General features: G+C 75.1%; 14 protein-coding genes and 2 pseudogenes. 8 read left to right on the top strand and 8 right to left on the bottom strand.

The genetic code is table 11. From position 1 onward, the window contains the following. Positions 1-60: 60 nt before the first annotated feature. On the bottom strand, positions 61-636 hold the full coding sequence (locus OO47_RS10155) for a hypothetical protein (protein WP_199812288.1): 576 nt from the start codon (positions 634-636) through the stop codon (positions 61-63). Positions 637-1333: 697 nt separating this feature from the next. On the opposite strand from OO47_RS10155, the gene OO47_RS10150 reads away from it, so the two are divergent. After that, entirely contained in the window at positions 1334-6031 is a 4698-nt protein-coding gene (locus tag OO47_RS10150; RefSeq protein WP_407696293.1) for a ricin-type beta-trefoil lectin domain protein, read from the top strand. A gap of 165 nt (positions 6032-6196) precedes the next feature. Then, on the top strand, positions 6197-6847 hold the full coding sequence (locus OO47_RS10145; RefSeq protein WP_051715508.1) for a hypothetical protein: 651 nt from the start codon (positions 6197-6199) through the stop codon (positions 6845-6847). A 74-nt stretch (positions 6848-6921) separates the two neighbouring features. Here the strand turns inward: OO47_RS10145 and OO47_RS10140 are convergent, their stop codons facing one another. After that, the gene (locus OO47_RS10140) at positions 6922-7326 is read right to left on the bottom strand and encodes a DUF4259 domain-containing protein (protein ID WP_030208365.1); all 405 of its coding nucleotides are present in this window, start codon (positions 7324-7326) and stop codon (positions 6922-6924) included. 81 nt (positions 7327-7407) lie between these two features. After that, entirely contained in the window at positions 7408-7989 is a 582-nt protein-coding gene (locus tag OO47_RS10135; protein WP_030208362.1) for a hypothetical protein, read from the bottom strand. A 120-nt stretch (positions 7990-8109) separates the two neighbouring features. On the opposite strand from OO47_RS10135, the gene OO47_RS10130 reads away from it, so the two are divergent. Continuing rightward, positions 8110-9567 carry an MFS transporter gene (locus OO47_RS10130; RefSeq protein WP_030208359.1) on the top strand — a complete coding sequence of 486 codons (1458 nt, stop codon included), beginning with the start codon at positions 8110-8112 and terminating at the stop codon, positions 9565-9567. 15 nt (positions 9568-9582) lie between these two features. Here OO47_RS10130 and OO47_RS10125 read toward each other — a convergent pair whose 3' ends face one another. The 3 genes and pseudogenes from OO47_RS10125 to OO47_RS10115 form a co-directional block, all read right to left on the bottom strand. Then, a complete protein-coding gene (locus OO47_RS10125; protein WP_030208355.1) occupies positions 9583-10443 on the bottom strand; it encodes a helix-turn-helix domain-containing protein in 861 nt (286 codons plus the stop codon). A 9-nt stretch (positions 10444-10452) separates the two neighbouring features. Then, positions 10453-11294: pseudogene (locus OO47_RS33305) on the bottom strand (alpha/beta fold hydrolase). Positions 11295-11422: 128 nt separating this feature from the next. Further along, complete coding sequence (locus tag OO47_RS10115) at positions 11423-12055, bottom strand: response regulator transcription factor (protein WP_030208352.1); 633 nt, start codon at positions 12053-12055, stop codon at positions 11423-11425. A gap of 538 nt (positions 12056-12593) precedes the next feature. Between OO47_RS10115 and OO47_RS33300 the strand changes: the two are divergent. Then, positions 12594-13448, top strand: a pseudogene (locus tag OO47_RS33300) (MaoC/PaaZ C-terminal domain-containing protein). Positions 13449-13738: 290 nt separating this feature from the next. Here the strand turns inward: OO47_RS33300 and OO47_RS10105 are convergent. Further along, the gene (locus OO47_RS10105) at positions 13739-14899 is read right to left on the bottom strand and encodes a hypothetical protein (RefSeq protein ID WP_030208339.1); all 1161 of its coding nucleotides are present in this window, start codon (positions 14897-14899) and stop codon (positions 13739-13741) included. A gap of 290 nt (positions 14900-15189) precedes the next feature. On the opposite strand from OO47_RS10105, the gene OO47_RS10100 reads away from it, so the two are divergent. From OO47_RS10100 to OO47_RS10085, 4 genes are read left to right on the top strand one after another with little or no spacing between them, the layout of a single operon-like run. Next, positions 15190-16011, top strand: a complete 822-nt coding sequence (locus OO47_RS10100; protein ID WP_030208337.1) for a Nif3-like dinuclear metal center hexameric protein — start codon at positions 15190-15192, stop codon at positions 16009-16011. Further along, positions 16008-16751: a zinc ribbon domain-containing protein gene (locus OO47_RS10095; RefSeq protein WP_234323125.1), complete on the top strand. Its 744-nt coding sequence runs from the start codon at positions 16008-16010 to the stop codon at positions 16749-16751. The genes OO47_RS10100 and OO47_RS10095 overlap by 4 nt, the downstream gene beginning before the upstream one ends. Further along, positions 16751-18268, top strand: coding sequence for a bifunctional RNase H/acid phosphatase (locus OO47_RS10090; RefSeq protein ID WP_030208332.1), 1518 nt, complete (start codon positions 16751-16753; stop codon positions 18266-18268). Before OO47_RS10095 ends, OO47_RS10090 begins: the two co-directional genes overlap by 1 nt. Before the next feature lie 54 nt (positions 18269-18322). Next, a complete protein-coding gene (locus OO47_RS10085) occupies positions 18323-19135 on the top strand; it encodes a GNAT family N-acetyltransferase (RefSeq protein ID WP_030208329.1) in 813 nt (270 codons plus the stop codon). Here the strand turns inward: OO47_RS10085 and eda are convergent. Beyond that, positions 19122-19763 (bottom strand): bifunctional 4-hydroxy-2-oxoglutarate aldolase/2-dehydro-3-deoxy-phosphogluconate aldolase, encoded by a 642-nt coding sequence (eda, locus tag OO47_RS10080; RefSeq protein WP_030208326.1) that lies wholly within the window; start codon positions 19761-19763, stop codon positions 19122-19124. The two genes, OO47_RS10085 and eda, sit on opposite strands and share 14 nt — an antisense overlap. Between the last annotated feature and the right edge of the window lie 42 nt (positions 19764-19805).

Below are 19805 nucleotides of genomic sequence, written 5' to 3'. Positions count from 1 at the left end.
CGTCGAGGAGGAGGATCGTTCCGCCGGGGAGGACGACCGGCTTCGGGGGCTGGGGGTCGCTCAGGGGCGGGCCGGGGCGACGGTGCCGCCGGGGAGGAGCCGGACGACCCGGCCCCGGGTCGGCAGCCGGCGGTCGGCCTCGACCACGCGCAGCCCGGTGCCGACGACGTAGTGGCCGTACGAGGGCCAGTGGTCGGTCTCGGCGCCCTCGCGGTCGTACTCACGCGTCACGAACTCGCCGTAACCCTCCAGGCCGAGGACGAACCGGCCGCCGCCCCGCGCGGCGGCGCGCTCGCCGCGGAGTTCGGCGACGAGACGGCCGTCGGAGAGGTCGAGGAGGAGCGCGGGACCGAGGAGGCCCCACGGGGTGTACTCCAGGGAGTCGGTCGTGACGAGGACGCGGTCGCCGGAGAGGTGGGCGGCGTTCGGGCGCCCGGCGCAGGAGTGGGTCCAGCGGGTGCGCCCGGCGGCGCCGACGAGGGTGACCGAACCGGGGGAGCCGTGGACGGCGAGGTCGCCCCGGCGGGCGAGGGGTTCACCGGCGGGCCGGGCCCGCTCGTACGGAGGCGTGCCCTCCGTCCGCCGATGGTCCACCACGGACGCGCGCCACGGTCCGGCCCCTCGGATGCCCGCCATGCCGGGAGCGTGACGAACACCGGTCGACCGCCCGGTCGAAGGCGCGAGGCCGGGCGGGGACCGCGTACGTCCGGATCCATCCCTCCACCCGGCAGGCGTATTCGAGCCAATCTGTGTCCGAAAGTAGCCTCCTCGTGTGTCTCTTCTTCACAGGTCTCCCATAGGTGGCACCCGGTATGACCTCGGGAATTGCGTTCGGCGCGCCGCGAGACACCGGCAAGCGGTTTTCCGTTCCGCGTTCCGGACCCCCGGGGCGGACCTTGCCGAGCTTTGTTGACTCGGGGTTAAGTAACGCCGCGCGCCGGGGACCGACCACCCCCATCGTGACGCGCTCACACCATCACCGGCGGCCGGGGACAGCGCCGCCACGGGGGAGAACGGCACCGCCACGCCTCGGTGCCGGCTCACTGTGAACGTCGCCCGGGTCACTCCTGCCTGCCTTCGTTCCCCGTGAAGGAAGCCCCCCTTGCGATTCACACCGGGGTTGTTCAGCCCCCGATCACGCTCGTCCGGCACCCTCGCCGGCGCCCTCACCACAGCCGTCACATCCACCGCCGCCCTGGCCGTCCTCGCCGGTCTCGGCGTCCGGCCCGACCTGGCACCGCCGGACGCCGTACCGGCCGCCGCGACGGCCGACTCGTACGACGGCTACGACGCCGCGGCGGCCCAGCGGCTCCGCGAGGACCAGTGCGTGGGCATGGAAGCCCTGCGCACCGGCGGCCCGAACCTGTACGCCCTCGCGCAGAGCTCCCTGCTCCTGCCGCCCGACCAGATGCACAAGCAGTTCGAGCGGGACCTGTTCAACGACAAGACCCCGCTGCACGTGGCCCGCAACGCCGACGTCACCCTCACGGACCAGGCGCTGGAGAAGGTCCGGCAGCAGGGGTACGCGTGGTCGGGCGCCGCGAGCCTGGAGTCCTACCCCAACGAGCCGAAGGACCCGGAGGAGATCTTCGACCGGACCGGGCTCGGCCCGTGGCTCTCCCAGGGGTACTGGGCGTCGGTCGACGTGGTCAACCCGTGGTACGACTCCTCGCCCCTCGCCGACGACAGGACGAAGGCCGCCGCGCTCGCGGTCGGCAACCCGCTCTACACCGGCGCGGGCACGCCGAAGGAGCAGGAGGCGTGGGCGCTGTGGAAGAAGAACTCCGGGAAGGTCGAGGAGAACAACTTCTTCATCCCGCGGGTGTTCGCGGACGACGCCCGCATCTTCCTCGCCTCCGGCGGCTTCCCCCGTACGGCCCCCGAGCCGGACACCCCTGAGTTCCGGATCGCGGTCGAGGACCTGAAGGCCCGGTTCGCGGCCTGCGGCTGGCACGACCCGATCGACCCGAACCGGGTCCTCGGCAAGCAGGTGGCGCAGGCCGCGGCCGAGTGGCAGCAGGAGATCGCCGGCCAGACCACCCAGCGGCAGCAGATCCTCACCGCGGGCAAGGACGCCACGAAGGCGCTCCAGGACGGCACCCAGGCGCTCAGCATGCTCCTGGGCCAGTCCTGGCTCGCCGACTACTACACCCGCTGGCAGGACCACTGGACCCCCGGCGGCGTCGGCTGGATCGGCACCGGCTACACGGTCGTCGAGGTCCCGGGCGCGAAGGGCATGTGCCTGGACGTCCAGGGCGGCGGCAAGACCAACGGCACGCCGGTCCAGATCTACACCTGCAACGGCGGCGCCGCGCAGGAGTGGTCGCTGGAGGGCGGTGAGGAGGACCTCCACCTCCGCAACACCGGCTCCTTCAAGTGCCTGGACGTGGCCGGGAACGCCTCGGCCAACGGCACGAAGATCCAGATCACGGACTGCTACAGCACCAAGGGCCAGTCCTGGAAGGCCGACGTCCGCGCCCCCTCCGTCCTGAGGAGCCTGACCACGGGCAAGTGCCTGGACCTCAGCTCCTTCACCAAGAGCACGGACCTGCGGCTGTGGGACTGCAAGGACACCAGCGCGCAGAAGTACCTGATCAAGCCGAACGGCAAGAAGGGCCCCGGCAGCGCGCCCCAGCCCCCCAAGGCGGACTTCGACGCCGCGAAGAAGGGCCTCACCGACGCCCAGACCGCCGCGAAGACGCACCTCGCCGCGGTCAGGGCCCAGCTGGAGAAGGCCAAGAAGTCGGCAGCCGCCTCCGACACGGCCCTCCAGGCCGCCTACGGCATCGCGGACGCCGCGGGCGCCCCGCGCGGCCGTGGGCTCATGGTCGCCCAGCAGAAGGCGCAGATCACCAAGGGGGCCGTCGCCGCCCTGACGGCGATGGTGAAGGCCGGTGAGACCGCCGAGGCCGCGACCCGGGCCGCCGCGGCCGACAGCGCCACCATCACCCAGCGGGCCGTCGCCCAGACCGCCCAGGCCAACGCCGAGTTCCGCAAGGAGGCCGCGCGCACCGCCGAACTCCAGGCGAAGGCGGCGGCCGACGGTGCCAGGCTGCACCGCGACAACGCCAAGAAGGACAAGGAGACCGCCGAGGCCAAGCTCGCCGTCGCCCTGAAGGCCGAGGGCGACGCCAAGGCCGCCGCGGCAGACGCGCACGCCAAGCGGCTCGCGGCCGAGGCGGAGGAGGCCACGGCGAAGGCGGAGAAGGACACCGCCGCCGTCAAGCAGAACGAGGCCGCCCAGCACCGGAAGACCGCCGAGGCGGAGGCCGTGAAGGCCGAGGACGCCAGGAAGGCGGCCGAATCCTCCGAGGCGACCGCGGTCGCGCGGAAGAACGACGCGGTCAAGGCCCGCGACAAGGCCCGCGACCTCAACGCCGACGCCTGGGACGCCGCGCAGAAGGCGGACGCGGCCCGCGCCAAGGCCGACGCGAAGGAGGCGTACGCCCAGGCCCACGAGTCCGACGAGCAGGCCCAGGCGTCCAGGGCGGCGGCCGACGCGGCCTCCGCCCACGCGGACGACGCCGAGGCGGCCTCCGGCAGGGCACACGTCGCGGCTGCCGCGGCGAGCGAGGCGGCCGCCGAGGCGGACGCCGCCGCCACCCGGGCCGAGGCCGCGGCCAAGCGGTCCCGCGCGAACGCGGACGCCGCCCAGGCCGCCAAGCTGAGGGCCGACGCCGCGGTGTGGACCGCGACCAGCGCCGCCGCCGACGCCCTCAAGGCGTCCGACCACGCCGCCGCCGAGGCGCGCACGGCGGTCGCGCTGGCCGACGAGGCCCAGCGCAAGGCGAAGGAGGCCAAGTCCCACGCGGACGCGGCCTCGAAGGAGGCCGCGACCGCGCGGGCCGCGTCGGTGAAGGCCGCCGGGTTCGCCTACGTCACCGCCCGCGCGGCGGCGGAGGCCGGAGCGGCGGCCTCCCAGGTCGCCAAGCCCGCCAACGACGCGATCCAGCTCGGCTCCCCGTACGCCGAGACGGACACCGCGGCGAGCCTGGTGGTCCTCACGGGCCAGGCGTCGAAGACGATCGCCGAACAGCAGAAGGCCGTCGCCGACGCGCACGCCAAGAACGCGCAGGCCGAGGCCGTGGCCGCCAAGAGCCTCGCGGACCAGGCCACGGGCGACGCCAAGCAGGCGTACGTGCACGCGGCCGGCGCCGCCGGGCACGCGGCCGACGCGCGCGGCTACGCGAAGGAGGCCCTCGGCCACGCGGCCGAAGCCGCCACCGCCGCCGCGAAGGCCGCCCAGTCGCTGGCCCGCACCGTCGAGTACGACCGCCGGGCCGCCGAGGACGCCGCGGCCGCCGACCTGGCCGCCGGCCGCGCCGAGGGCCACGCCCGCTCGGCCCGCGAGTCCGCCGACCAGGCCGCCCTCGACGCCGACGCCGCCCACCAGGCCGCGTCCCGCGCCGAACAGTCCGCCAAGGACGCACGGGCGGCGGCCGAACGCGCCGACACCGCCGCGACCGAGGCGGAACAGGCCGCCAAGGACGCCCTGAAGTACGCCCAGGAGGCACAGAAGGCCGTCGAGGAGGCGACCCGCAATGCCGCGAACAAGCAGGTCTCGTCGGGAGCCGGGACCGGGATCGGCGGCACGTGGTACGTCGTCGACGAGAAGAGCGTCGCGGTCACCAAGGCCGACCAGATGAACGACTGCGTCATCGAGCCGGGCTTCACGGGCTGCACCGTCACCTTCAAGGTGACGTTCGACGTGGACGTCGACTTCTTCCTCTGCCTCGACCCCGAGGTCCCGGCCACCGCCACCGGCTGCCCGTCGTCGGACACGCTGCTGCTGACCACCGAGCGATTCAAGGGCATGACGAAGGAGGTCACCCACTACTTCAGCAAGTGGGACCTGATCCAGCAGACCGTCACCTACCAGATCCTCAAGGCGGTTCTGCTCCAGGACTTCGTCGACTGCTGGCACGGCAGCGCCGGCGGCTGCGCGTGGGCCGCGAGCAACTTCATCCCCGGCAAGGCGTTCGCCAAGGTCGCCGAGGCCGTCCGGGCCCTGGACGCCGCGCTGAACACCGGCACCGGGGTCCTCGACGCCTACAACGCGCTGCGGAAGCTGGACGTGGACCCGGCGACCCTCGCCCGGATCGAGAACACGGTCAACCTCTACGAGGACATGGTCACGTCCTGCAAGCTCAACAGCTTCCCGGGCACCACCCGGGTGCTGATGGCGGACGGCAGCCGCAAGGCGATCAGCGAGGTGCGGCGCGGCGACCGGGTCCTGGCCGAGGACCCGGACAGCGGCGATCGTGGCCCGCAGACGGTCACGTCGACCTACACGCACGACACCGACCGCCTGGTGGACGTCTCGTTCGCGGACGGGCAGCGGCTGACCAGCACCGCCGGACACCGCGTCCACGTCGCCGAACGCGGGTGGACCCTCGTGTCGGAGCTGCGCGCCGGGGACCGGCTGCGCTCCCCGGACGGTTCGCTGCACGCCGTCGGCGCGCTGCGCACCCGCGGCGGCCTCGTCGGCCAGAGGGTGTACGACCTCACGGTCGACGGCCCGCACACGTTCTACGTGCGGTCCGAGGGAGCACGGGCGAGCGACCTGTTGGTGCACAACTGCGCGAACCTCGCCGACGAGCTGCTCTTCCCCGACAGCGAAGCGCACACCCTGAGCCGGCACGTCAACCCGACACCGCGGCAGGCCGTCGACTTCGCCCAGGAGAACGGGCGGAAGGGCCTGGCACCGATCAGCACGGTGTGGACCGACGGGGACATCGCGCAGCAGGCCGTCGAACGCGTCCTCGCGGAGTACTTCTTCCCGAACGGCAAGAAGCGCGAGGCCAGTTCCAAGGCACTGGACAACTTCCTCAACAAGCGCGGCCAGTGGCGCAACAAGGACACGTTCCCGATCGAGGGTTCCTGGAGCAAGTACGATTCGCTCGGCACGGTGTACCACGCGTCCGGGCCCCCGACGGCGGCGGGCAACAAGGTCCGCGTGGTCCTCAAGAGGCTGCCGGGCAAGAGCGGGCACCAGGGTTACATCGTCTACACGGCGTACCCGTTGCCATAACCCGACCGGCCGTCTCGGTCCTGCCCCGGCGGCCCGTCCGTGAACGGAAGCACCGTCCGTGAACGGAAGCACTCCGTCACACCCCTGGTGGGCCCGCCCGTCCTCACGACGGGCGGGCCCACCCTCTCCGCGTCACCCCGATGGACCAAGGAGCCGAGACCGGCCATGGCACGACACGACGAGAGCCATCGCCCCCTGTTCGAGGGCGATTTCGGCCTGTCCGCGCTCACCTCGTGGTTCCCCTGGGACGGGCCGGGAACCACCGCCCAGGACTGCCTGCGCGGGGCGGTGGCCGCCGACGACGCGGCCCGGACTCCCGGGTCCGCGGCGGCCGTCCTGCTCGTGGACGTCCTCCGCCTCCTGGAGTCGCCGCTGTCCGACGAGACGATCGCCGCCCTGTGGCGCGGGGCCACCGGAGGGCGCCACGACATCGCGTACCTCCGCCTCGGCCCCCGGGAATGGCTCCGGACGATCGCCGACGCGTGCCGCGCACGCCTGGTCGAGGTCGCTCCCGATCACCGGCCCGCCGCACCGCCGGCCGACACCGCACGGCAGGACGCGGTACTGCGCGAAGTACGGGACGCGGACGCACTGCTCACCGGCGCGCCGGACGCCCCGGCCACGCTGACGGCGGTGGAGGAGGTGGTCTCCCGGGTCGACCCCGACCTCGGCTACCGGCTGCTCCTGCGCCTGCTGGGCACGCGGCGCGTCCACCTCACCGAGGAGCGCTACGCACGCCACCTGGCCCTGTGCGAGCACTTCGGCTACGGCACGGAGCACGTCTCCGAGGGGGTCGAGCTGCTCCGGCACCACTGAGCCGATCTTCCGGCCCGGCACGGAGGAGCACGACGGGCCGCCTCCGCGCGGTCGGAAGGCGTCCCGGCCGGCCCTCACGCCCCCGCCAGCACCGCCCGCAACCCCCGCACCCCCGCCTTCCACTCCTCCCCGTCCGACTCCTCCCACAGTTCGAGCAGTTCGGAGGGCTCGGTGAGGACGCGGTCCAGGGCCGCCACGGCCTCCGGGCGGAGGTCGGCCGGGAGCGCGGGCAGCGGGTCCTTCGGGGCGTACGAGGTGGTGACCGGCTCCCCGCCCGGGCACTGCGCCGCGAGCAGGGCCGCCGAGGCGATCGCCTCCACCGACAGGTCCGCGTCCAGGTACTCACCACCGGTGCCGGTCACCTCCCGGAAGGCCCCGCGCAGCACCTCCGCCTTCTCCTCCGCCGGGGCCCCGTCCACCCGGTAGGAGAAGTCGGCGGCGGTGTCGTTGTCGAAGGGGCCGATGTCCCAGGTGCCCATGGCGTGCTCGCTCTCTGCCGTCGTCCGTGTCTCCGAGTTCCCGGTGATCGTGGCAGGCGGCACTGACAACGGGCGGCCCGCTCAGTCCTCGACGCCCAGGTCGGCGCGCATCGCCTTCTTCATCGCCCCCACGTAGGGCCAGACGTCCTGGTGGAGTTCGGCCTCCATCGTCCCCAGTTCGGCCGCGTGGGCGGCGGGGTCGGCCGCGTACTTCCTGAGCTTTCCGTAGGCCGCGTTCAAGCGCGTCTTGGCCGCGCTGGAGGGGCGCGAGACGACGTCGGGGACGATCATCTGGGACTCCGCGTAGCTCTCCCGGTAGGCCACCCTGGCCGCCTCCAGGTTCTCCAGGGACGCGGCGACGTCCTCGCCGCGCGCCAGCGCGTGGAGGTGGTTGGTCATCTCCGTCAGGTACTGGCGCGCGGCGGTGTTCAGCGCGATGTAGCAGGCGCGCCGGCGCTCCAGGCTCTCGCGCTGCCCCTGCAGGGCCCGCTCCGCCCGGAGCAGTTCCTCGGCGTGGTCGCGTTCCTCGCGCCGCTGGTCGGCGGCGGCCCGCAGCTCCATGCGCTTGGTGCGGTCCGCGCGGACCTGCGTCAGGAGCGCGGCTCCCAGCGTTCCCGCCACGCCGACCACCGCGATCAAGAGTGCCGACCAGCTCGCGCCCATGTTCCCTCCCCCGTACGGCCCGGTCCCCGCGACGATGCTGCCACAAGTGGGGGGCCGGGCGCCCGGGGCGCGAGACGTGTGCACAGAGGCGTATGTACGGGGTCGAGGGCGTCTGCGACCATGACCGGCATGCCGCAGGCCGACTCCGTCACCACCACGTCCCCCACCCCTCCCGCCCCCGCGCCCCGGTCCTGGGCGGTCGTGCTCGTCGCCTGCGCCGGGCAGTTCCTCGTCGTGCTCGACGTCTCCGTCGTGAACGTGGCGCTGCCGTCGCTGCGGGCCGACCTCGGGCTCTCGGCGCTCGGCCTGCAGTGGGTCCTCAACGCGTACTCGATCGCCTTCGCCGGGTTCATGCTGCTCGGCGGGCGGGCCGCCGACCTCTACGGGCGCAAGGCGATGTTCCTGCTCGGGCTCGCCGTGTTCACCGCCGGGTCCGTCGCGGGCGGCCTCGCGCAGGAGGACTGGCAGCTCGTCGCCGGGCGGGCCGCGCAGGGGCTCGGCGCCGCCGTCCTGTCGCCCGCCACCCTGACCCTGGTCACCGGCGCGGTCGCCCCCGGGCCCGCCAGGACCCGGGCCATCGGCACCTGGACGGCGGTCGGCGCCGCCGGCGGCGCGGCGGGCGGCTTCGTCGGCGGGCTCCTCGTCGAACTGCTGTCCTGGCGCTGGGTCCTCCTCATCAACGTCCCCGTCGGCGTCCTCGTCCTCGCCGGCGCGCTCCTCTGGCTCCGCGAGAGCCGCCCCGGCACCGGCCGCCGCCTCGACCTGCCGGGCGCGATCCTCGTCACCGGCGGGCTCGCCACCCTCGCGTACGGCATCGTCCAGACCGAGGAGGCGGGCTGGGGCGACCCGAAGACCCTGCTCACGCTCCTCGGCGCGCTCGTCCTGCTCGCCGCGTTCGTCGCCGTCGAGGCCCGTACGGCGGCCCCGCTGATGCCCCTGAAGATCTTCCGCACGCGGACGGTGGCGGCGGCCAACACCGCGATCCTGCTGTTCGGTTCGAGCTCCTTCGGCATGTGGTTCTTCATGACGGTGTACGCCCAGAACGTCCTCGGCCACACCCCGCTCCAGGCCGGCCTCGCGCTCGTCCCCAGCTCCCTCGCCGTCGTCCTGGGCTCCACGCTCGCGCCCCGCCTGATGCCCGCCCTCGGCGCCCGCACGGTCGCCGTCACCGGCGCGCTCGTCGCCGCCTCCGGGTTCGCCTGGCAGTCCACGATGGGCGTCGACGGCACCTTCCTGACGACGATCCTGGGCCCCGGCGTCCTCATGATGGGCGGCATCGGCCTGGCCACCACCCCGCTGGCCACCCTCGCCACCTCCAGCGCCGCCCCCGGCGAAGCGGGACTCGTCTCCGGCCTCGTCAACACCTCCCGCACGATGGGCGGCGCCCTCGGCCTCGCGACCCTCTCCACCGTCGCCGCCGCCGTCACCGGCCCGGTCCACGGCACCCCCGACCCGGCGGCCCTGACCGAGGGCTACGCGGCGGCCTTCCGCGTCTCGGCGGCGATCCTCCTCGCCGCGACCGTCCTGATGCTGCTGTGGCTGCCGAGGTCCGGACGCCGGGACGCCCAGCATCCCTAGGGGGCGCCTCGTCGATCAGGCGCGGCCCGCCGGGCGCCGGGCGGGCGACGAGGCCGGCCAGGCGAGGTCGTCGATCGCGAGCCACGGCGCGGCGGCCACCGCCGAGGGCGTGAGGCCGGTGAACTCCCGTACCTCGCGGTGGAGGTGGGACTGGTCGGCGTAACCGCTCCCGGCGGCGACCTCGGCGGCGGCGTGCCCCGCCGCGAGGAGACGGGCCGCGCTGTCGAACCGCACCAGCCGGGCGGCCCGCTTGGGCGTCACCCCGAGCTGGGCGCCGAAGCGGGCCGACAGGCGCTTGCGGCTCCAGCCGACCTCGTCCGCGAGGCCGTCGACCCGCACCCGCCCCCGGCGGCCGAACGTCCGCCGCCAGGCGTGGGCGACCTCCGGATCGACCCGGGGACCGGCGCCGAGCCTCCGGCCGAGGACGTCCGCCGCCAGCGCGAACCGTTCGTCCCACGAGCCGGCGGCCCGCAGCCCCTCCTCGAACCGCTCGGCGTCCCGGCCCCAGACATCGGCGAGGGACACCACCGCCCCGTCCGCTCCGGCCGCCGCCCCGAACACCGAAGCCGCCACGACCGGTTCCAGCCGGATCTGGAGGCACTCGCCGGCCCGGCCGCCCGCCCGGAAGTCACCGGGGAGGAGACCGACGACGACGCTGCCGCGCCCGTGCCGGTCCCCCGCGCGGTGGACAAGACCGCCCTCCCCGCTCAGGTCGACGAGCAGGGTGACGGCGGGGTGCGCGACCATCGCGATGTCCACCGGCGCGGAGACGCCCTGCCGGAAGCCGGCCATGCCGATCCCCGACGTCCGGAGCGGGGCGCGCGGGACCACGACGTCCACGCGTGTCCAGTCGAGCGGTGCTTCCGTCGGCCGCATGGGACCAGCCTAGGGCCGTACGGACGGGACGTCGCCGCCCGGCGCCGTGAAGCCCAGCAGCAGCGCGGCGGTCGCGGCGGGCTCTTCGAGCAGGGCCAGGTGCCCGACGCCGGGCAGCGTCTCGATCCGCGCGCCCGGCACCGCCCCGTACCGGTGCGCCGACGACGGCTCCCAGCGGGGGTCGGCGCCGCCGAAGACCACCAGCAGCGGCACTCCGAGGGCGGCGAGGCGCTCGGGCACGCTCCGTTCGGCGATGTAGGCGGTGCTGCACCGCAGCACCTCCCTGGTCGTGCGGTACGTGCCGCCCCGCAGGTCGGCGACCATGTCGTCCGGGACCTCCACCGGGCGGGCGGCCGTCGCGCCGATCCCCTTGCGGATCACCGCGTCCGAACGCAACGCCCACAGGAGCGGGCCGAAGGGCGGGGCCAGCAGGACCCGGAGGACGAGCGGCTGCGGGAGCAGCGCGTCGGGGGCCGGACCGGAGCTGATCAGCGCGAGCGACCTCACCAGGTCGGGGCGCCGCTCGGCGAGCGCGGTGGCGACGTAACCGCCGCTGGAGTGCCCGGCCACGGCGACGGAGCGCAGCCCGAGGCCGTCGAGGACCGCCGCCACCCGGCCCGCCTGCGCGGGCACGTCGTACGACGGCACGGGCGGGGACTGGCCGCAGCCCGGGAGGTCGACCCGGACGACGTGGTGGTGGCGGGCGAGCGCGGGGACCATCGGCCCCACGTGGCGCCCGAGGCCCCCGAACCGTGGATCAGCAGCAGTGGGGGCGCCTGTCGGGGACCGTCGTGCACCACGTGCAGTCCGTGGGCGCGCCCGGTGTCGTGTTCACCCGTGAGTTCGCTCATGGAGGGAGGATGCGGGGGCCGCCGACGGTCGGTCTTGTACGTATGTCCGCGCGGAGCCGCCGAACGCCGGTCCTGCGTATATGTCCGCGCGGCGCCGAGTCGCCGGTCCTGTGCGCGCCCCTCGCGGCTCAGAGCCAGCCCTGCCGGCGGGCCGCCCGCACCGCCTCCGTGCGGTCGCGGGTGCCCGTCTTGCCGATCGCGGACGACAGGTAGTTGCGGACCGTGGACTCCGAGAGGTGCAGGGCCGCCGCGATGTCCGCGACCGTCGCGCCGTCCACCGAGGCCGCAAGCGCGTCCCGCTCGCGGGCCGTCAGGGGGCTCGGGCCCGCGCCGAGGGCCGCCGCCGCGAGCGCCGGGTCGACGACCGTCTCGCCCCGCAGGGCCTTCCGGACCGCCTCGGCCAGCTCCTCCACGGGCCCGTCCTTCACCAGGAACCCGGCCGCCCCCGCCTCCATCGCCCGCCGCAGGTACCCCGGCCGGCCGAACGTCGTCAGGATGAGCACCCGGCAGTCCGGCACCTCGTCCCGCAGATCCGCCGCCGCGTCCAGGCCCGAACGCCCCGGCAGCTCGATGTCGAGCAGCGCCACGTCCGGCCGCGCCACGAGCGCCGCGTCCACGATCTCGTCCCCGCGCCCGACCTGCGCGACCACCTCGATGTCCGGCTCCATGCCGAGCAGTAGGGCCAGTGCCCCGCGCATCATCCCCTGGTCCTCGGCGAGCAGGACTCTCACGGACTTTCCCGGGCGGTGGTCCCGCGGCATCTCGGTCACGGGGACCAGGGTAGGGCGCGCGGAGGCCGGGTCATGGTGGGCGCGCCCCGAGGGGACGGGGCCGCGATCCGCGGAACGCACGCGTACGGGGCGGGGAAACGCCGAAGCACCGGCTGTCCGGAAAAGGCCGCCGCATCGCCCTGGCGGCGACCGGCGTCACCGTCGTCGCCGGAGCCGGGATCGCGGCCCGGACCTCGATGGCCGCTCCCGCGCGACCCGCGCAGAAGACCTGCACCGGCCAGGCGTCCGACGCCCGCACGGCGCCCCCGGTCGCCATCATCGGCCGACCGGCCCGCCGGCACCGGTCGGCCCGTACTCCTCCGGGGTCGGCCCCGTAAGGCCTCTGACGTGCCGTCAGCGAGGGTTCCCAAGCCCCGTCGCCTCGGCTATACATGAGGGCCACCGAACTGGAACACGTTCCAGAGCGACCGCGCTCCGGGGCGACCGTGCCCCGGAGTGACCGCGCTCGGGGCCACCGTGCTCCGGGGCGATCGTGCCCTGGGGCCATCGCGTGAGGAGCCGCAGCCCGATGCCCATCGACGCAGCCAAGGCCGTCGCCGCCGAACCCCGCAGCACCGAGATCGCCTGGGACCACAAGGACGTCTAGCTCTACCACCTCGGCCTCGGCGCGGGCGCGCCCGCCACCGACCCCGGCGAACTCCGCTACACCCTGGAATCCCGGCTCCACGTCCTGCCCAGCTTCGCCACCGTCGCGGGCGGCGGCATGGGGATCGTCGACGGGCTCTCCGCCCCCGGCGTCGACGTCGACCTCATGAGCGTCCTGCACGGCGCCCAGTCGATCACCCTCCACCGCCCCCTCCCCACCGGCGGGCGCGCCGTCTCCACCTCCCGCGTCGCCGCCGTCCACGACAAGGGCAAGGCCGCCGTCCTCGTCCTGCGCTCCGAGACCGCCGACGCCGACGGCCCGCTGTGGACGAGCGACGCCCGGATCTTCGTGCGCGGCGAGGGCGGCTGGGGCGGCGACCGCGGCCCCTCCGACCGGCTCGCCCTGCCCGACCGCGCGCCCGACCGGACCGTGGAGCGGCCCGTGCGCGAGGAGCAGGCCCTGCTCTACCGCCTCTCCGGCGACTGGAACCCGCTGCACGCCGACCCGGAGTTCGCGGCCCTCGCCGGCTTCGACCGGCCCATCCTGCACGGCCTCTGCACCTACGGGATGACCCTCAAGGCCGTCGTGGACATCCTGCTCGACGGGGACGTCGCCCGCGTCCGCGCCTACCGCGCCCGCTTCGCCGGGATCGTCTTCCCCGGCGAGACCCTGCGCATCCGGATGTGGGCCGTGGAGGGCGGCACCCAGGTGACGGTCGCGGCGGCGGAGCGCGACGACGCCCCCGTACTCGCCGACACCTTCGTGGAACACGCGTAGGACGGCGGAAGGCGCGGCGGAGGGCACGGCGCAGGGCACGGCCGGGAACGCGGCGGGAACGCCGGAGGGCCCGGGGTCTCCCCCGGGCCCTCCGGATCACACCGTGCGCCCGGTCACTGCGCGTCGGGCTCGCGGCGGTGGCGGCCGTGCGGCGAGGACGAGGAGTCCTCCGCCGGCGAGGCCTCACCACGATGCCGCCCGGAGCCGTGCGGCTCCGTACCCTCCGTGCTTGCTTCCGACATGCTGCAACTCACCCCGTGTAGATCGTTCCTGCCGTGCGGCCCGAGAGTCTAGCCAGCCGGCCGGCGGTCCGTGAGGGGAGCCTGCTGGAGCGGTACGGGACGGCACGCCCGGGGCTCCTCGGGGACCGCCACCGGCTCCGGCTCCGGCACGGGGTCCGGCTCGGGCGGCGGCTCCAGGGCCGCGAGCCCGCACGGCGTCCCCGGCGTCGCGTACGGCAGCCGCAGGACGCCCCCGGGCGTCCACAGGCCCGCGCCCGCCAGCCAGCCCTGCGGGACCGCCAGCTGGTCCATCCGGCGGGACGAGGGCCGCCAGGTCCCCACCCAGCTCCCGGCCGCCGCGTCGATCCGCAGCGCCACCGCGCAGCTCTCCGGCATGAGCACCTGCCCCGGCTGCACGGCGAAGGGCGTCACCGCCGCGTCGTCAAGGCGCAGGCAGTCGGGGAAGCGCACCGGGAGCAGGCTCCCGAGGACGCCCCAGCCGAGCCGGTCGTGGCCCGGCGACGGCGCGTCGGAGCGGATCAGGAGCAGCCCGCTGTCCGGGTCCGCGAGCAGCAGCCGGTCGTCGCTCTCCTCGGTGATCTGGAGCAGCGGCGTGACCTCCCCGCCCCGCTCCAGGTCGACCGCGACCGCCTTCACGGGGCCGTCGCCGAGCCGCCGGTCCAGGGCGAGCATCCGGCCCGTGCGGTCCAGCCACACCCCGCCCGAGCAGTGCCCCTCGACCTCCGCGACCCGCTCGGGGCCGAAGGCCCCGCCCGCCACCAGCCACAGCGTCGTGGAGTCGGGGCCGACGCACATCGCGTACGCGCAGATGCCGTCCGGCGAGGGCGGGAGCAGCACGAGCCCCTCGGAGCCGGGCGCGTCCACCGAGCCGAGCCGCAGCTCCCCGGTGGCCGGGCCGGTCGGGTAGAGCAGGGAGAAGGAGCGCCGCCGCCCGTCCACGCGGCGGCAGACGAGGACCCGGCCGTCCGCGAGGGGCAGGAGCTGGGTGTGCGGCTCCTCCGGCTGGCCGAGGGGGAGCGGCACGGCGTACGGCTCCGGGCCGTCGAGGGTCCACCTCTCCACGTACAGGGCGTCGCCGACGCCCGCGAGCCTGGCCGCGTACGCGCCGTTCGCCGTGGTCGTGAACCCCGTCGGCCGGCCGCCGCTCCCGCCCTGCTTCCCTTCGCGGTCGTCGTCCTCGGCCGTCGTCTCGATGGCACACGCTGTCATCGACTCGTCACCTCCGGCGACGAAGCTAGTTTTCGCACTTCCAGCCGAACAACACGAGCCCGCTCACTTCACACATAAGGGTGGCCGTCCGGCGGTTCTGCTGAGCGGGGGAGGGCGGGTGTGCTGGAGTGACCGGCGGTGGTCCCGGGTAAGGGGAGCCTAAGTGGAGTCGGTGGCTCCGGTGGCGGGGGTGCGGCCGGAGGGCGGGGTCGTCCGCGGGGGCCGGGGCCCGGACGGGGTCGTCCACAGGCCAGGGCGGTGGAGTACGCGGGACAGGTAGCCTTTCCCCCGTGCCCCGTCTGTCTGAAGTCATCGCCGAACTCGACGCCCTCTGGCCGCCCGACCGGGCCGAGCAGTGGGACGCCGTCGGTACCGTCTGCGGCGACCCCGACGCCCGGGTCGGCCGCGTCCTCTTCGCCGTCGACCCCGTCCAGGAGATCGTCGACGAGGCCGTCTCCCTCGGCGCCGACCTGATCGTCGCCCACCACCCGCTCTACCTGCGCGGTACGACGACGGTCGCGGCCGGCCACTTCAAGGGCCGCGTCGTGCACGACCTCATCAAGAACGACATCGCCCTCCACGTCGCGCACACCAACGCCGACACCGCCGACCCCGGCGTCTCCGACGCCCTCGCCGGCGCCCTCGGCCTGCGCGTCACCGGCCCGCTCGTCCCCGAGAACGGCCTCGGCCGGATCTGCGAGCTGGACCGCCCCGAGACCCTCGCCGAGTTCGCCGCCCGCGCCGCCGCGCGGCTGCCCGCCACCGCGCAGGGCATCCGGGTCGCCGGCGACCCCGGCACGCCCGTGCGCCGCGTCGCCGTCAGCGGCGGCTCCGGCGACAGCCTCTTCGACGCCGTGCGCGCCGCCGGCGTGGACGCCTTCCTCACCTCCGACCTGCGCCACCACCCCGTCTCCGAGGCCACCCAGCGGACCCCGCTGGGCCTGGTCGACGCCGCCCACTGGGCCACCGAGTGGCCCTGGTGCGAGCAGGCGGCCGCGCAGCTCGAAGCGATCTCCGACCGTCACGGCTGGGACCTCCGCGTCCACGTCTCGAAGACGGTCACCGACCCCTGGTCCTCCCACCACACCTCTTCTCCTGGAGCCCCCAACTGAACGCCGCGCCCGCCGACCAGATCCGCCTCCTCGACGTCCAGGCCCTGGACACCCGCCTCCAGCAGCTCGCCCACAAGCGCCGCTCGCTGCCCGAGCACGCCGAGATCGAGGCGCTCACCAAGGACCTCAACCAGCTGCGCGACCTGCTCGTCGCCGCGCAGACCGAGGAGAGCGACTGCGGCCGCGAGCAGACCAAGGCCGAGCAGGACGTCGACCAGGTCCGCCAGCGCGCCGCGCGCGACCAGCAGCGCCTCGACTCCGGCGCCGTCTCCTCCCCGAAGGACCTGGAGAACCTCCAGCGCGAGATCGTCTCCCTCGCCAAGCGCCAGGGCGACCTGGAGGAGATCGTCCTGGAGGTCATGGAGCGCCGCGAGTCGATCCAGGACCGCCTCGCCGAGCTGACCGAGCGCGTCTCCGCCGTCCAGGCCAAGACCGACGACGCCACCGCCCGCCGCGACGCCGCCCAGGCCGAGCTGGACGCCGAGACCGCCTCCGTCGCCAAGGAGCGCGAGCTGGTCGCGGGCTCCGTCCCGGCCGACCTGCTCAAGCTGTACGAGAAGCTGCGCGAGCAGCAGGGCGGCGTGGGCGCGGCCCGCCTCTACCAGCGCAAGTGCGAGGGCTGCCACATCGAGCTCAACATCACCGAGCTCAACGAGGTCCGCGCCGCCGCCAAGGACGCGGTCGTCCGGTGCGAGAACTGCCGCCGGATCCTCGTCCGCACCTCGGAGTCCGGCCTGTAATGACCTCCGCGCGCGAGCTCGTCGTCGAGGCGGACGGAGGCTCCCGGGGCAACCCGGGGCCCGCCGGTTACGGGGCGGTGGTCCTGGACGCGGCGACGGGCGAGACGCTCGCCGAGGCCGCCGAGTACATCGGTGTGGCGACGAACAACGTCGCCGAGTACAAGGGCCTGGTCGCGGGCCTCAAGGCGGCCCGGGAGCTCTTCCCGGACGCCACCGTCCACGTCCGCATGGACTCCAAGCTGGTCGTCGAGCAGATGTCCGGCCGCTGGAAGATCAAGCACCCGGACATGAAGCCGCTCGCGGCCGAGGCCGGCCGGGTCTTCCCGGCGGGCCGCGTCCGCTACGAGTGGATCCCGCGCGAGCGGAACAAGCACGCGGACCGGCTGGCGAACGAGGCGATGGACGCGGGGCGGCTCGGGCGCCGGTGGGAGCCCTCCGGCTCCACGGCGTCCCTCGACGCCTCCGCCGCCCGCAACGCCTCGGCCCCGCCGCCGTCGGGCCCGCCGGGCGACGCGCGGGCGGGGGCGGCCCGGGCGAGGGCGGCGCTGTCGACGACCGCCGCCGGTACGAGTACGTCCACGCGCACGAGTGCGCCCACGGGCGCGGGCGCGGGCGCCCGGCCGGCCGCGGGCGACGGCCTGTTCGCCGCCGAAGAGGCCACGGCGGCCTCGTCCACCCCGACCGCCTCGGGGGACTTCGAGGCCGAGGCGGGCGCTCCGGCGCCGACCGGGCAGGCGGCGCGCACCCGTACGGACCCGGGCCCCGCGCCCACCGGCGCGGAGCCGGACCGGGCGGCCGCCACCGGCACCGGAGCCACGCGCTCCGACGCCCCCGCGCCCGTCTCCGTACAGCCGCGGGGCGCCTCCCCGCAGGGCTGGGCCGCGCCCGACACGGGGGCGCCCGCGACCTTCGTGCTGCTGCGGCACGGGGAGACCGCGCTCACGCCCGAGAAGCGGTTCTCCGGGAGCGGCGGGACCGACCCCGAGCTGTCGGCGGCCGGGCTGCGGCAGGCCGAGGCCGTGGCCGCCGCGCTCGCCGCCCGGGGCACGATCCAGGAGATCGTCAGCTCGCCCCTGACCCGCTGCCGCCAGACCGCCGCCGCCGTCGCCGCCCGCCTCGGGCTCGACGTGCGGATCGAACAGGGCCTGCGGGAGACCGACTTCGGTGCCTGGGAGGGGCTGACCTTCGGCGAGGTCCGCGAGCGGTACCCCGAGGACCTGGACGCCTGGCTCGCCTCCCCGAAGGCCGCGCCGACCGGCGGTGGCGAGAGCTTCGCGACCGTCGCCCGGCGCGTCGCGGCGACCCGGGACCGGCTGACCGCCGCCCACGCGGGCCGCACCGTCCTCCTCGTCACCCACGTCACGCCGATCAAGACCCTGGTCCGGCTGGCCCTCGGCGCCCCGCCGGAGTCCCTGTTCCGCATGGAGCTGTCGGCCGCCTCGATCTCGGCCGTCGCCTACTACGCGGACGGCAACGCCTCCGTACGCCTCCTCAACGACACCTCGCACCTGCGGTAGGGCGAGGGGAAACGGGTGGCGCGGGGATCCGCCCCCGTACCACCATCACCGTCCATGACATGGCACTTCACCGACGACCCGGCCGCCTTCCGCGCGGCCGCCGGCGCCCTGCTGTCCGCCGAACCCGCCCGCAACACCGGCGTGCTCACGCTCGTGGACACCGCCGGGCGGCTCGGCTGGTGGGCCGAGCCGGACGGGCGGGTCACCGGGGTGCTCGTGGTGGCCGCGCCGGGGGAGCCGACCTTCGGGACGGTGGCGCCGGAGGCGGCCCGCGCGCTCGCCTCCCTGCCGGGCCCCTTCGGGGACGCGGGGGTGACCGTCCTGCGAGGCGAGACCGCGGCCGTCGAGGCGTTCGCGGAGGCCACCGGACGCCCCTGGACCGCCACCTTCCGGATGCGGCTCTTCCGGCTCGGGACGCTCACCCCGCCGGACCCGGCCCCCGCAGGCCGCGCCCGCGTCGCCACCGCCGCCGACGTGCCCCTCGCCGCCGCCTGGGCACGGGAGTTCGTCCGGGACATCGGCGAGGAGCCGGGGGAGGACTACAGCGGACCCGTCGCGGAACGGATCTCCGGCGGCCGGCTGCTCCTCTGGGAGGGGGCCGACGGGCGGCCCGTCTCCATGGCCTGCTTCTCGCCCGTGGCCGAGGGCCAGTCCCGCGTCCACTTGGTCTACACCCCGCCCGCCGCCCGCGGACGCGGGTACGCCGCCGGTGTCACCACCGCCGCGAGCCGCGCCGCCTTGGACGCCGGGGCCGTGCAGGTCCTGCTCTTCACGGACCTGGCCAACCCCACCAGCAACGCCCTGTACCAACGACTCGGTTACCGTCCGGTGACCGACCACCTGACCGCCGGGTTCACCGGCCGCTGACCGGCGCCCGCAGCGCCGCCGCCCCGCGCGCCAGGGACTCGACCCGGGCCCAGTCGCGGGCCGCGAGGGCGTCGGGCGGCAGCATCCACGTACCGCCGACGCAGCCGACGTTCGGCAGGGCGAGGTAGGCGGGGGCGGAGGAGAGCGAGACGCCGCCGGTCGGGCAGAAGCGGGCCTGCGGGAGCGGGCCCGCGAGGGACTTCAGGTACGGAACGCCGCCCGCCGCCTCCGCCGGGAAGAACTTCATCGCGTCCACGCCCTGTTCGAGCAGCGCCACGACCTCCGAGACCGTCGAGACCCCCGGCAGGAACGGCACGCCCGACTCCCGCATCGCGCCGAGGAGCCGCCCGGTCCAGCCGGGGCTGACCAGGAACCGGGCCCCGGCGCCGACCGCGTCCGCGACCCCGGCCGCCGAGACGACGGTCCCGGCGCCGACGACCGCCTCCGGCACCCCGTCCGCGATCGCCCGCAGGGCGTCGAGCGCGGCCGGGGTCCGCAGCGTGACCTCGATCAGCGGCAGCCCGCCGGCCACCAGGGCGCGGGCCAGGGGGACCGCGTCGGCGGCGTCCTCGATCACCACCACGGGGACGACGGGGGCTTCCGGGGCAAGGTCGAACACGCTCGTCATGGCCTCATCCTGACGAGGTCGAGCGCCACCCGCAACGAGTGT

This window comes from Streptomyces bikiniensis (assembly GCF_000716625.1).
In the GTDB taxonomy this organism is placed as follows: domain Bacteria; phylum Actinomycetota; class Actinomycetes; order Streptomycetales; family Streptomycetaceae; genus Streptomyces; species Streptomyces bikiniensis.
This window is presented reverse-complemented; position numbering and strand designations above follow the sequence as displayed.

Coding starts and splice junctions, on each gene's coding strand:
- OO47_RS10090 (WP_030208332.1), top strand. CDS start 16,751: ATGACCTCCGCGCGCGAGCTCGTCGTCGAGGCGGACGGAGGCTCCCGG.
- OO47_RS10125 (WP_030208355.1), bottom strand. CDS start 10,443: ATGCGGCCGACGGAAGCACCGCTCGACTGGACACGCGTGGACGTCGTG.
- OO47_RS10135 (WP_030208362.1), bottom strand. CDS start 7,989: ATGGGCGCGAGCTGGTCGGCACTCTTGATCGCGGTGGTCGGCGTGGCG.
- OO47_RS10155 (WP_199812288.1), bottom strand. CDS start 636: ATGGCGGGCATCCGAGGGGCCGGACCGTGGCGCGCGTCCGTGGTGGAC.
- OO47_RS10140 (WP_030208365.1), bottom strand. CDS start 7,326: ATGGGCACCTGGGACATCGGCCCCTTCGACAACGACACCGCCGCCGAC.
- OO47_RS10130 (WP_030208359.1), top strand. CDS start 8,110: ATGACCGGCATGCCGCAGGCCGACTCCGTCACCACCACGTCCCCCACC.
- OO47_RS10115 (WP_030208352.1), bottom strand. CDS start 12,055: ATGCCGCGGGACCACCGCCCGGGAAAGTCCGTGAGAGTCCTGCTCGCC.
- OO47_RS10145 (WP_051715508.1), top strand. CDS start 6,197: ATGGCACGACACGACGAGAGCCATCGCCCCCTGTTCGAGGGCGATTTC.
- eda (WP_030208326.1), bottom strand. CDS start 19,763: ATGACGAGCGTGTTCGACCTTGCCCCGGAAGCCCCCGTCGTCCCCGTG.
- OO47_RS10150 (WP_407696293.1), top strand. CDS start 1,334: ATGGAAGCCCTGCGCACCGGCGGCCCGAACCTGTACGCCCTCGCGCAG.
- OO47_RS10085 (WP_030208329.1), top strand. CDS start 18,323: ATGACATGGCACTTCACCGACGACCCGGCCGCCTTCCGCGCGGCCGCC.
- OO47_RS10105 (WP_030208339.1), bottom strand. CDS start 14,899: ATGACAGCGTGTGCCATCGAGACGACGGCCGAGGACGACGACCGCGAA.